The following is an 11,465-nucleotide window of genomic DNA, read 5'->3' as shown; positions in this document are numbered from 1 at the left end:
ATAGAAAAAAGCTTCATGAAATCCAGGGCGAAACACGGCTTGGTGTACCGGTTAAGGGCCCGCTTGGTGGCCAACAATCTGCCCGCCACCTTGTGTGCGGCGGCGCTGATGGGGCTGTTCGGCGCCCTGGCAACCGTGGTGTTTCGCGAACTGCTGGGCTGGACGCAAATGTTGCTGGGCGGCGAAGAGGTTCCGCGCGGCATGGTGTCGCTGGCGCGGGGGCTGGACCCCTGGCAACGGTTTCTGTTGCCCGCTGCGGGGGGCGCCGTCGCCGGTCTCGTCCTGCAAATGGCTGCCCGGTGGCTGCCAAAGCGGGGCGCAGCCGACTATATGGAAGCCATTTCCATTGGCCGCGGCGTCATTGGCCTGCGCCAGACACTCGCGCGCAGCCTGTCGTCCATTTTTTCCATCGGCTCCGGGGCATCGATCGGGCGCGAAGGCCCGATGGTCCAGCTGGCCGCCATGTTTTCATCGCTGACCGGCCGATTCCTGCTGCTGCCGCCACGCCATCTGCGGCTATTGGTCGCCTGTGGGGCCACGGCAGGCATCACGTCCGCCTATAACGCCCCCATTGCGGGCGCCTTGTTCATATCCGAGATCGTCTTTGGCGTGATTTCGTCCGCCACGCTGGTGCCGCTTGTGGTGTCGTCGGTGGTGGCCAACATCGTCACGCGGCAGATCCTGCACTACGACGCCGTCTTCCATATGCCCCATTTTGAATTTGTGTCGGGGTGGGAAGTGATCAATTACCTGGGACTGGGCGTCGCCGCCGGCCTGTTCGCGCCCCAATTCTTGCGCTTTCTGGATTTGTCGCGCGCCGCGTTTTCGCGGTTGCCCCTCCCGCTTTGGCTCCGGATGGCATTGGGCGGACTGGTGGTCGGTGCCTTATCGGTCGTCAACCCCCAGGTCTGGGGCAATGGTTACAGCGTGGTCAACAGCATGCTGCATACGCAATGGGCCTGGCAGGCAGTGGCGGCCATCTTGCTGATGAAGATAGTGGCCACGGGCGCCAGCGTGGGGTCTGGCGCGGTCGGCGGCGTGTTCACGCCGACGCTGTTCGTGGGAGCGGCCCTGGGTGCGCTGTATGCGAGCGGCCTGCAAGTGCTGTTGCCGGCGGGTGATGTGTCGGCAATTTCCAGCTATGCCGTTGTCGGCATGGGGGCGTTGCTGGCCGCCACCACGTATGCGCCGCTAATGTCGACGCTGATGATTTTTGAGATGACGCTGAGCTATGAAGTGATGCTGCCGCTGATGTTGGCCTGCATTACGGGATACGTCATTGCACATCGGATACGGCCGGAATCGGTGTATGCGAAATCACTGGCGAACAACGAACGCGCGCAGCGGGCGGCGTGGAAAGTGGCGGCAAAAACTGACGTCGAGAGGTGACGCCGAAAGGCGGAACTTAGCAAGGGGAATTGAAAGCTGAATGGATAATGTGAGCAAAAGCTCATGTTGTTAAGTCAGACGTTAGATCCCCCTGTCTGTCATACGCCCAGCAGCATGTCATAGATCAATGCGCTCCCCGTTCACGCGGATCACCGGCTTGCGCTTCTCGTCGAAGTCGCACAACTTATCGATCTCCTTGGGAAACAGCGTGTACGGCACGTTGTACTGGATGCCTTCATCATCGGGGCCCGTGAGAATCAAACCCGCTTGCAGGAAAAACCAGTGATCGAGCCCGAAGGTAAACAGCGACTCGTCAAGCGGCACCAACATCGGCCCCTGACGATAGCCAGGAAAACCGTATTCCCAAGCTGTGTCGCGCCACACCCAGCGATAGTTAAAAGCCCTGGCTATAGCCAGCACATCTGTTTCAAGAGTTTCGCTGTGTGCTCCGTTTAGCCAAAGCCAAGGGCGTGCACCTTGTTGTAGCTTGGCCCAGCACATGTCAGGCAGCAGATTCACCCCTTGACGCGACCAATGGGGCTGGTCGGGCAACGTGTTCATCACGTCGCTCTCGGTGGGCTTGTAGCCTTGAACGTAGCCTTGAGTAATCGCTGAATGGTGGTTGTGGGAAAGTCAGATGGTGAGGGCATGGCGTGCTCTTGGGGACGCGCGGCGAGTGAGGTGTTGCGTGGATCGAAATCCTGCCAGCCGGGAGCAAGAGAAAACGCCGAGAAGACGTCATCGCTTTCCATGGAGCTTCTGTTTGCAAGAAAGTGATCGCGTACCTTTGTCAGAACAATCTGAATCGCCCTGTCGGTCGCGCTTTCATAACCCATGGTGACTGCTTCGGAGATCCGGGGTACGCCAACCACGCTACGCTTTTGGGGCCTAGCTGTACTTGAGCCGCGAAAAGGCCAAGCTTGATGCGACCGTAAATCGCTGATCGGGACAGGCCACACATTTCGCAGACCTGGTGCATACGGAGGAAGCGATCTTGCGCGGCAAGTCCGGGGGAATGGTGGCGCGGTGCGACAGGTGCTGCATGCGGTACTGATTGCGTCATGGTGGTTCTCATTGGTCTCTGTCCAAGCAAGTAATTGCGGATTTGCGTAGACAACGCTGGACATGAATCCATGATGCAAAGGCCTTGATGGGCCGACAATGACGGGCGGTTGTAGAAGCGCCTTGTACAAGACGAGCTGGCGAAATCGCGGCGCAATGTGGATTCGCGGCGACGAATGCATCGCCCGGGCGAACCGCCCAATTCAAAAGGAAGCCGCATGATGCGCATGAAGTACCCAGCGCGAAGCGTTTCCGCGCTAGGCAGCCGACGCCCCTGAAGGACCCGACAACGGTGCGCAGCGATTTCACGTTTGCTAGTCGGGGCGTTGTTGACCTTTTGGGAGCCGCTGCGTGCGGATGGCCGTCAACAAGGTGATGCCCCTGCGCGCGCACTTCCCCCTCCCGCCTGCGCGCTCGCTAGATGTGTGAGATCTGACGCACGAGTCAGTTTCCTCGGAAGCCCATGCATGCAGGCCTTCCGAGGGCAATGACCAGTGCCAAAGGAGACGCAAAATGACGCAGTTGCGACTCACTTTGGAAGGGACGGTGAATCGGTGCTAAAGGCCGAGAGCCGACACGATTGAATCTCATTTTTAACGGCAGGCGCTGCTAATGCAGGGCAATGGGCAGTTGGAGATCGCGAAATCACTGAGAAAAATTTTCACGCCTTATGCGCACTTTTGCTAGGAGCCCGAACGAAGCACTTTATGGCCGTGCGGTTGAGCATAAGAGACGGAACTAAATGCCAGAATTTTCAGTCCCCGACGGTCCGTCCGCGACGCGACTTAAATCGGAGCCATTAACAGGTGATCATTTGGCTATCGACTATGCGGAATTTGACCCTGACGTTCGTCAGAACTACAGGAGTCAAGGTAACTAAATGTTGACCTAAATCGCGAAAAAATAGTACATTTACCGGAATAATATCAACGAAATCTAAGGTCGAAATATGAAGAACTGCAAGATATTCGTAATCATGCCGTTTGTCTCAGCAAACGGGAGAACCGAATCAGACCTTACCAGTTTTTTTAACGACTACATTCGCCTTCCGATAGAAGAAAATCGAGAGCTGGATAATAGCTATGCGGTGATTCGTTCTGGGAATTCGCTGGCGATGCTAGATAAAATAATCGAAGATATTGCCAGTGCAGATGTTGTCATCTGCGACTTGTCTGGCGAAGCTGCAAACCCGAACGTAATGTTCGAATTGGGCCTCAGGTTGGCCACTTCGGCAAAACCCACCATTTTGATTCGAGAAGATCACCCAAATAACAAAAGAATATTTGACGTCAATGGACTTTTCACTTTTCCGTATAAGGTGACCAGAACTCGCGATCTTGAGCGATTTCTCATTGATAAATTGAAGGAATACGAGAAAGAGCCGGACGTATATGAGTCTCCAGTGCTGAAGGTTCTCAATCAACGAGCAGCATTTTGGATGACTTTGCCTATTCGGAAGGCATCTGCCTTTCTTGGGGGCATAGCCAGTGCTGCTGAATCTTGTTTAATAGCATTCGCTCGAGCACTCGAGCTTCATTACGAATTGAAGGGTAAGATCGTCCGGATAGAAGATCCCATGACGGTTTATCGGATGTTGCAGGACGCGGACGACGAAAAAAAATCGCAGCTTGAAGATTTTGGTTATGTAGTAACCTCAATTCCATCGCTCGACTCCTATCTGTCTTCAATATATTTGCTAGGTCTTATCGAAGATAACGTCGAGAAGGGATTTCGTAGCCATGCTATGGCATACGCGCTGAATTTTAATCGCGGAAATTCTTCATTTTTTGCAAAAAGTCGATATGAAGAATTTCTGATGTATTCGTACGAGACGCTGCTATTGATGAACCTGTCCAGAATAGTTATTAATATTCTGGATAAGCGTCAAGGTAGTTCGGAAAGGACGCAACTAGTTGAAAAGTTTTTTAATACTGTTAAAAATAGCCAGTTTTACAAGGTTGAGGGCTAAGAGATGGCGGATTATGTAAGAAAAACGATCCTATCCCAAGGCTACGCTCATATTCTCAATATTTCTTTGGATGCGGAAGAAAAGACGGAATATGAAGTAAATCTGAAGACGTATCAGGAAAGTCGCGCTAAATTGATGATGTCTTCGTCGATTGTCCCGGAGGTGAAGACAAAAGATGGCTCACTCAAAGTCTACGCGACCGTTTACGGATCATTAAGCGACGCTCTGGGTGACGTATCGGGTGGGTTTATGGAAGCTCTAAACTCACTGTATGTTTCGTCTAAGATGTTGGCTGATGCTTGTATTCTTGAAGGGTTGTTCTTGTCAAAAGCCGCGCGCCGAAATCTTGTACGATCGGAAGCACGGACAGGCGTTGTTAAGACAACCAAGGACCTGTTCGACATGACAGCCGGAGCGGTAGCCGCGTTTCAGCAAGATGGATTCAAAAAGATTAGTGCGACGCTGGAGAAAATCGAACAGCGCGCAACTTTCTTAAATGATCAGTTTGACCAAGAGAAAGATAAGAAGTTAGTGTGGACGTATTTCTTTAAGGCATTTAATGAGCTACCAAAAAGCCCTACGCGGCTGGCTAGTTCGGCGGATGGCACCCAGTTGAAGCTATATCAATCGCGGCTACTTACATTGCAAAAAAGAATTGCCGCGATGCGAGACGCTTGATATTAAAGGCTGCTAGTTAAAAGCACTGAGCTTTCGGCAGAAATGGATTGAATGTAATCTGCCCATTTCTGCAGCATTGCACGCCGTTGCTCACTATATTTCGCTCTGTTATAGACACCGCGGACGCCGGGAATAGTGTGATTTAGTGCAATCTCAATTATGTCCGACGGCCATCCCATTTCATGGAGTCGCGTAGCCGCCGTCCGTCTAAGATCGTGAATAGTGAAGGCTGGGATGCCTTGGCCAACGAGAGCGGTTTTAAGTGCACTATTTATTGCATTGTCAGCAAACGGTTTTGTGACAGTTCCACGCCCCGGCAAGACCAGGTTGCTGCCCACTGCCAATTTTTTTAGTTCGAGGAAAGCGGCCGTGGCCTGGGACGAGAGATAAACGGTATGTGGTTTACGTGTTTTCGAGTTTTCCACGGGGATGTACCACTCTCCGTTTTCAAGGTCAACGTCCTTCCAGTCCGCACGGAATAGTTCAGACTTTCGCACCAGCGTGAGCAGTAAGAGATGCAGCGCCAGCTTGAATTGTCGACGGATGTTGGACTGCATGGCGGCGAGGAGGAACAGGCGTATCTCTATCGGATCCAATGCGCGATCTCGGCTTTGCGCGCGATGCACATGCCGCATAGGTAGGGCTAGAACTGGATTGGTCGCGATAAGCCCGCAGGTCATGGCATAGTCGAACATTCGCTTTAGCACGCCGCGCACGGCGCCGGCAGCGGCATCCCGCCCGTGATCCTTTTTCTCCCAGATGATGGCGCGAACATCTTCCACGGTGACCTCGCTCACGGCCTTGTTGCCGATGGCGGGCAGAATGGACTTATCCACATACCGTTTCGGAAGCGTAATGTCCTTGCGGTCTCGGGCAACGATGTCTCGCAAGTATCTATCGCTGAAGTCGCGCACTGTCGTGGACTCCGATAGCGCTGCCCTGCTCTTCTTCTTTTCTTCGGCGGGTGACTTCCCAAGGCTGACCTGCATCGCGGCGAGGTCCCGTTGCGAGCGCGCCAGCTTGAGTGACATATCAGGATAACGGCCTAGGTTGACCTTGTGCTGTTTCCCATTCAGCCGATACCTGTAATGCCATAACTTCCCGCCAGTGGGGAAGACTTCGACTATCAAGCCACGTTCATCCGTCACGCTGTAGCGTGTGTCACGGGGTTTGAGTGCCTTGATGCTCGCTTCGGTGAGGGCCATATTAGCTTGTGAGTACACATTGGAGGAAAGGCGAGTATAGCGGCCTATGTGTACTCATATGTGTACTCAAAAAAGCTGGATTTGTCTGGACAGTGCTGGACGTATATGGACAAAAAGTCCTGTATTTATGCAGGTTTCAAGCCGATTCTATGGGCGGTGCGGGACGTCCATGGAACTACTATTATTTCCCAATACAAAAGCTGGAGAAAATCTCGCCCAGCAAATCATCGCTGGTGAATTTTCCGGTGATGCTCGTCAGGCTTTCATGCGCCAGCCGCAGCTCTTCCGCAAACAGGTCCAGCACTCGGTCGTCCTGACCCGCGTGTTCGCCGGCCAGTTCCAAATGTTCAGCCGCTTGTTGCAAGGCATGCAGGTGACGTTCGCGCGCCAGCCAGGGCGATTCGGCGCCGGGGTTCCAGCCGGCGATGTTCAAGAGTTCGGCGCGCAGCGCGTCCAGGCCGGCCCCGCGCTTGGCGGAGATACCCAGTTCGCCCGCGCCCGGCGTGAACGCTGTGGATAACAAATCTACCTTGTTGAACACCTTCAACACCGGGGTACGGGGCGGCAGGCGCGCGGTAATTTGCGCGTCCAGTTCATCGCCCGGTTGCGTTGCATCCTGCAGATGCAAAATAACGTCGGCCCGTTCGATTTCCTGCCAGGTGCGCGCGATGCCGATGCTCTCGACCGTGTCCTCGGTTTCGCGTAATCCGGCCGTGTCCACAATGTGCAATGGCACGCCGTCGATATGGATTTCCTGCACCACTTTGTCGCGCGTTGTGCCCGCAATGGGGGTGACGATGGCGATGTCGTCGCCCGCCAGCGCATTGAGCAGACTGGATTTGCCCACGTTAGGTTGGCCGGCCAACACCACGTGCAGGCCCTCGCGCAGGATGACGCCCTGGCGGGCTTGCGCGATCAGTTTGGACAGGTCGGCCGTCAGCGCGTCCAAGGTGGGGCGCGCCTGATACTTTTCAAGGAAGTCGATTTCTTCTTCAGGGAAATCCAGCGTTGCCTCGACCAGCATGCGCAGGTGAATGATGCGGTCGGACAGGTCGTTCACGCGCGATGAAAATTCGCCTGACAGGGACGCCATGGCGCCTCGCGCCGCCGCCACGGATGACGCATCGATCAAGTCCGCCACGGCTTCGGCCTGCGCCAGATCCATGCGGTCGTTCAGAAAGGCGCGACGCGTGAATTCGCCGGGTTCGGCCAGGCGCACGCCCAGGTCGCGCCCGGCCGCCAGGCAGCTTTCCAGCACGCGCCGCAACACGGCGGGGCCACCGTGGCCTTGCAGTTCCAGCACGTCTTCACCGGTATAGGAATGCGGTGCGCGAAAGTAGAGGGCGATGCCTTCGTCCAGCAGTTCGCCGTCGATGGATTTGAACGGCAGATAGTGCGCGTGGCGCGGCCTGAGTTCGCGTTGGAAAATGCGCCGCACCAATTCGGACAGGTCCGCACCAGAAACGCGCACGACGCCAATGCCACCTCTTCCGGGGGCGGTGGCAATGGCGGCAATAGGGGCGTAAGCGGACATATCTGAGAGGCGGGGAAGCGAGAACAATAGGGGAATATAACTGTTGCGCGGCTCCTTGTTTGCTGGTTAATGTGGCCCCGAGGTTCAAAACCCGAAACAACTCTGGGAGATCACGATGGCATCTCGGTTTTCGCGTGTCTTGGCCTGCGGCTCGGCCGCGGTGATGTTGGCCTTTGGCACATTCAGTTCCGCTATGGCTCGCGATCTGGTGATCGCTTTGAAGACCGAGCCCTCATCGATGGATCCGCAGTACCACGCGTTAACGCCGAATACGCAAATCTCCCAGACCATTTTCGACACCCTGGTTGCTACCGACGCCCAGTTAAAGCCCCAACCCGCGCTGGCCGAATCGTGGACCGTTGACGGCAAGGTGTGGACGTTCAAGCTGCGTCCCAACGTCAAGTTTTCAGACGGCACGCCGTTCACCGCGGAGGACGTAGCGTTTACCTACGACCGCGTGCCCAAAGTGCCCAACAGCCCCTCGCCGTTCACGCTGTACCTGGGGTCGGTCGCCAAGACGGAAGTGGTGGATCCCATGACCGTGCGCATCACCACGAAGGAAGTTGCGCCGAACCTGCTGGTGAACTTGGCGCAGTTGCCCATCATGTCGAAAAAGGCCGCGTCGGGTGCGGCTGCCGAAGGCAAGACCACTACTGAATTGAACAGCGGCGACGGCCTGGTGGGCACGGGCCCGTACAAGTTCGTGTCGTGGAAACGCGGCGCCGAATTCGTGCTGGCGCGCAATGATAATTACTGGGGCAAGAAGCCCGAGTGGGACCGTGTGGTGTATCGCCCGATCAGCAATGCCGCCGCGCGCGTGGCCGCATTGCTTGCCGGTGACGTCGACATGATCGAAGACCCCCCAACCGACGACTTGCCCAAGCTCAAGGGCGACAAAAAGCTCTTTGTGGAAGAGACGCCGTCGGTGCGCGTCGTGTATGTGGCGCTGGACCAGTACGCCGAGCCGTCACCCGGCATCCAGGGCACCGACAAGAACCCCATGAAGGACAAGCGCGTGCGTGAAGCGCTGTCGTTGGCCATCAATCGCGATGCCCTGGTGGAACGCGTGATGGGAGGCGTGGCGCTGCCCGCCGGCAACCTGCTGCCCTACCCCATGTTCGGCTCCAGCAAAGAGCATTCGAAGGCGCCCAAGGCCGATGTGGAAAAGGCCAAGGCTCTGCTAAAGGAGGCGGGTTATCCCAACGGCTTCTCGATCACGCTGGGGGCGCCGTCGGGCCGCTACGTGAACGATTCGAAGGTGGCGCAAGCCATCGCATCGATGTGGACACGCATCGGCGTGAAGACCAGCGTGGACGCGATGGCGCCGCCGGTGTTCTTCAAGAATCGCGACAGCTATCAGTTCTCGGCCTATCTGGCCGGGTGGTCCGTGACCAGCGGTGAAATGTCCAACGCGCTGACGTCCTTGCTGGTCACGCGCAACCCGGAAGCGGGTCTGGGCACGACCAACCGCAGCCGCTATTCCAATCCCAAGATGGACGAGCTGGTCAAGCAAGCGTCTTCCACCATGGACGATGGCAAGCGGGCCGAATTGCTGTCCAAGGCCAGCAATATGGCGATGGACGATTACGCCATGCTGCCGGTTCACTTTGAACTGTCGGTATGGGCCATGAAGGGCGACATCCGCTATCAGGGCCGCCCAGACCAGGTCACGCTTGCGCAGTTCGCAACCCTGAAGAAGTAACGCGCAACGCGGGCGGTCTCCAGTGCTGGCAACAATCGTAAGAAGGCTGCTGCAAACCATCGTCGTCATGCTGGTCATGTCGGCGTTGGTCTTTGCAGGCATCTACATGGTGGGCGACCCGGTGTCGATGCTGGCCAGCCCCGAGGCGACCGAGGCGCAGCGCGCCGCCATCAGCGCATCGCTCGGTTTGGATCTGCCGCTGTGGCGGCAGTATCTGATCTTCATGGGCCAGGCGGTACGCGGTGACTTCGGCAACAGCTTCCTGACGGGCGAGCCCGCCATGCACCTCATCCTTGAGCGCATGCCGGCCACCGTGGAACTGGCCTGTGTGGCCATGCTGCTGTCCGTCTTTATCGGCGTGCCGCTGGGCATTCTTGCGGGCTTGAAGCCGCAGGCGCCTGGCTCGCGCGCCATCATGACGGGGTCGGTGCTGGGCTTTTCCTTGCCCAACTTCTGGGTCGGGCTGATGCTCATCATGGTGTTCGCCGTGATGCTGGGGTGGGTGCCCGCGGGCGGGCGCGGCAAGACCGTCAGCATCGGCTCGTTGCAGCTCAGCGTGTTGACGTTAAGTGGCTGGATGAGCCTGGCGCTGCCCGCCGCCACAATCGCCATCGCCAAGTGCGCCATGATCATCCGCGTGACGCGGGCCGCCACGCGCGAAGCACTGCCGATGGATTACATCAAGTTCGCGCGCGCCAAGGGCTTGTCGGAAAAACGCGTGCTGGGCGTGCATCTGTTGAAGAACATCCTGATCCCCGTCGTGACCGTCGCGGGCCTGGAATTTGGTCAGGTGATGGCGTTTGCCGTGGTTACCGAAACGGTTTTCTCGTGGCCCGGCATGGGCAAGCTGCTGATCGATTCCATCATCAACCTTGACCGCCCCGTGGTCGTGGCCTATCTGCTCTTGATCGTGTTCTTTCTGGTCATGTTGAATCTGGTGGTGGACATCATCTACACGGTGCTGGACCCCCGCGTACGCTTGGACAGCCGCCGATGAATAGCCCCGCCAACCCCGCCAGCGCCGCCGCTACCTTCGTCGCCCAAAAAGAACAAACGCCCTGGCGCCGCTTCGTCTCTGACTTCTTTGCCAGCAAGCTTGCCACGCTGGGCCTCGTGATGTTGCTGATCATCGTCGGCGCGGCGCTGTTGGCGCCGTGGATCGCGCCGCAGAACCCGTACGACCTGGCATCGCTGGACATCATGGATTCCAAGCTCAAGCCCGGCAGCGAAAGCAGCGACGGGTCCATGCATCACTGGCTGGGCACGGATGGCCAAGCGCGAGACTTGCTGTCGGCCATCCTGTACGGCATGCGCACCAGCTTGATGGTGGCCACGATCTCGGTGCTGGCCGCGTTTGGCATCGGCGCCACCGTGGGCCTGATCGCCGCCTATTTTGGCGGCCGCATCGATGCCTTGCTCATGCGGATTGTGGATATCCAGTTGTCCTTTCCCGCCATCCTTGTTGCGCTGATGCTGTTGGCGATTCTAGGCAAGGGTGTGGATAAGGTGATCATTGCGCTGATCGTTGTGCAGTGGGCGTACTTCGCGCGCGCCGCGCGTGGCGCGGCCTTGGTGGAACGCGGCAAGGAATATGTCGAGGCGGCGCGCTGTATGTCCTTGTCGTGGGGCCGCGTGCTGTTTCGCCATGTGCTGCCCAACTGCATGCCTCCTCTGATCGTCATCGCGACCATCGACCTGGCGCACGCCATCGCGCTGGAAGCCACGTTGTCGTTCCTGGGCGTGGGCGTGCCGGTGACCGAGCCGTCGTTGGGCATGCTGATCTACAACGGCTTTGAATACCTGCTGTCCGGCCAGTACTGGATATCGTTTTTCCCCGGCATTGCGCTGGCGCTGGCCATCATCGCCATCAATCTGGTGGGCGACCACCTGCGCGACGTGCTTAATCCGCGTCACGCAAATTGAGAA

11 protein-coding genes are annotated in these 11,465 nt (G+C 57.1%); 6 read left to right on the top strand and 5 right to left on the bottom strand.

Translation table 11 applies throughout. From position 1 onward, the window contains the following. Positions 1-15: 15 nt before the first annotated feature. A complete protein-coding gene (locus tag V6F88_RS10250; protein WP_332609313.1) occupies positions 16-1,389 on the top strand; it encodes a ClcB-like voltage-gated chloride channel protein in 1,374 nt (457 codons plus the stop codon). A gap of 117 nt (positions 1,390-1,506) precedes the next feature. Here the strand turns inward: V6F88_RS10250 and V6F88_RS10245 are convergent, their stop codons facing one another. From V6F88_RS10245 to V6F88_RS10235, 3 genes are read right to left on the bottom strand one after another with little or no spacing between them, the layout of a single operon-like run. Next, complete coding sequence (locus V6F88_RS10245) at positions 1,507-1,950, bottom strand: hypothetical protein (protein WP_332609311.1); 444 nt, start codon at positions 1,948-1,950, stop codon at positions 1,507-1,509. After that, a complete protein-coding gene (locus tag V6F88_RS10240; protein ID WP_332610279.1) occupies positions 1,950-2,225 on the bottom strand; it encodes a hypothetical protein in 276 nt (91 codons plus the stop codon). The genes V6F88_RS10245 and V6F88_RS10240 overlap by 1 nt, the downstream gene beginning before the upstream one ends. Next, positions 2,180-2,452 (bottom strand): helix-turn-helix transcriptional regulator, encoded by a 273-nt coding sequence (locus V6F88_RS10235; RefSeq protein WP_332609309.1) that lies wholly within the window; start codon positions 2,450-2,452, stop codon positions 2,180-2,182. The genes V6F88_RS10240 and V6F88_RS10235 overlap by 46 nt, the downstream gene beginning before the upstream one ends. A 975-nt stretch (positions 2,453-3,427) precedes the next feature. Between V6F88_RS10235 and V6F88_RS10230 the strand changes: the two genes are divergently transcribed. Together V6F88_RS10230 and V6F88_RS10225 are read left to right on the top strand one after the other, a co-directional pair. After that, complete coding sequence (locus V6F88_RS10230) at positions 3,428-4,420, top strand: hypothetical protein (protein ID WP_332609307.1); 993 nt, start codon at positions 3,428-3,430, stop codon at positions 4,418-4,420. Positions 4,421-4,423: 3 nt separating this feature from the next. Beyond that, positions 4,424-5,098, top strand: coding sequence for a hypothetical protein (locus V6F88_RS10225; protein WP_332609304.1), 675 nt, complete (start codon positions 4,424-4,426; stop codon positions 5,096-5,098). Between the two features lie 2 nt (positions 5,099-5,100). Here V6F88_RS10225 and V6F88_RS10220 read toward each other — a convergent pair whose 3' ends face one another. Continuing rightward, a complete protein-coding gene (locus tag V6F88_RS10220; RefSeq protein WP_332609302.1) occupies positions 5,101-6,303 on the bottom strand; it encodes a tyrosine-type recombinase/integrase in 1,203 nt (400 codons plus the stop codon). Between the two features lie 181 nt (positions 6,304-6,484). Then, the gene (gene mnmE, locus V6F88_RS10215; protein WP_332609300.1) at positions 6,485-7,837 is read right to left on the bottom strand and encodes a tRNA uridine-5-carboxymethylaminomethyl(34) synthesis GTPase MnmE; all 1,353 of its coding nucleotides are present in this window, start codon (positions 7,835-7,837) and stop codon (positions 6,485-6,487) included. Positions 7,838-7,952: 115 nt separating this feature from the next. On the opposite strand from mnmE, the gene V6F88_RS10210 reads away from it, so the two are divergent. Genes V6F88_RS10210 through V6F88_RS10200 form a run of 3 tightly spaced genes read left to right on the top strand, consistent with a single transcriptional unit; the run spans position 7,953 to position 11,462 of the window. Then, the gene (locus V6F88_RS10210) at positions 7,953-9,539 is read left to right on the top strand and encodes an ABC transporter substrate-binding protein (protein ID WP_332609298.1); all 1,587 of its coding nucleotides are present in this window, start codon (positions 7,953-7,955) and stop codon (positions 9,537-9,539) included. Positions 9,540-9,561: 22 nt separating this feature from the next. Continuing rightward, on the top strand, positions 9,562-10,536 hold the full coding sequence (locus V6F88_RS10205) for an ABC transporter permease (RefSeq protein ID WP_332609296.1): 975 nt from the start codon (positions 9,562-9,564) through the stop codon (positions 10,534-10,536). Next, entirely contained in the window at positions 10,533-11,462 is a 930-nt protein-coding gene (locus V6F88_RS10200) for an ABC transporter permease (protein WP_332609294.1), read from the top strand. The genes V6F88_RS10205 and V6F88_RS10200 overlap by 4 nt, the downstream gene beginning before the upstream one ends. The last annotated feature ends 3 nt before the right edge of the window (positions 11,463-11,465 follow it).

The sequence above is a fragment of the Achromobacter sp. ESBL13 genome (assembly GCF_036668755.1).
Lineage (GTDB): Bacteria > Pseudomonadota > Gammaproteobacteria > Burkholderiales > Burkholderiaceae_B > Achromobacter.
This window is presented reverse-complemented; position numbering and strand designations above follow the sequence as displayed.

Bases quoted from the DNA above. Each gene is read 5' to 3' on its own strand.
- mnmE (WP_332609300.1), bottom strand. From the start codon at position 7,837: ATGTCCGCTTACGCCCCTATTGCCGCCATTGCCACCGCCCCCGGAAGA.
- V6F88_RS10210 (WP_332609298.1), top strand. From the start codon at position 7,953: ATGGCATCTCGGTTTTCGCGTGTCTTGGCCTGCGGCTCGGCCGCGGTG.
- V6F88_RS10250 (WP_332609313.1), top strand. From the start codon at position 16: ATGAAATCCAGGGCGAAACACGGCTTGGTGTACCGGTTAAGGGCCCGC.
- V6F88_RS10230 (WP_332609307.1), top strand. From the start codon at position 3,428: ATGCCGTTTGTCTCAGCAAACGGGAGAACCGAATCAGACCTTACCAGT.
- V6F88_RS10220 (WP_332609302.1), bottom strand. From the start codon at position 6,303: ATGGCCCTCACCGAAGCGAGCATCAAGGCACTCAAACCCCGTGACACA.
- V6F88_RS10240 (WP_332610279.1), bottom strand. From the start codon at position 2,225: ATGGGTTATGAAAGCGCGACCGACAGGGCGATTCAGATTGTTCTGACA.
- V6F88_RS10245 (WP_332609311.1), bottom strand. From the start codon at position 1,950: ATGAACACGTTGCCCGACCAGCCCCATTGGTCGCGTCAAGGGGTGAAT.
- V6F88_RS10200 (WP_332609294.1), top strand. From the start codon at position 10,533: ATGAATAGCCCCGCCAACCCCGCCAGCGCCGCCGCTACCTTCGTCGCC.
- V6F88_RS10225 (WP_332609304.1), top strand. From the start codon at position 4,424: ATGGCGGATTATGTAAGAAAAACGATCCTATCCCAAGGCTACGCTCAT.
- V6F88_RS10235 (WP_332609309.1), bottom strand. From the start codon at position 2,452: ATGACGCAATCAGTACCGCATGCAGCACCTGTCGCACCGCGCCACCAT.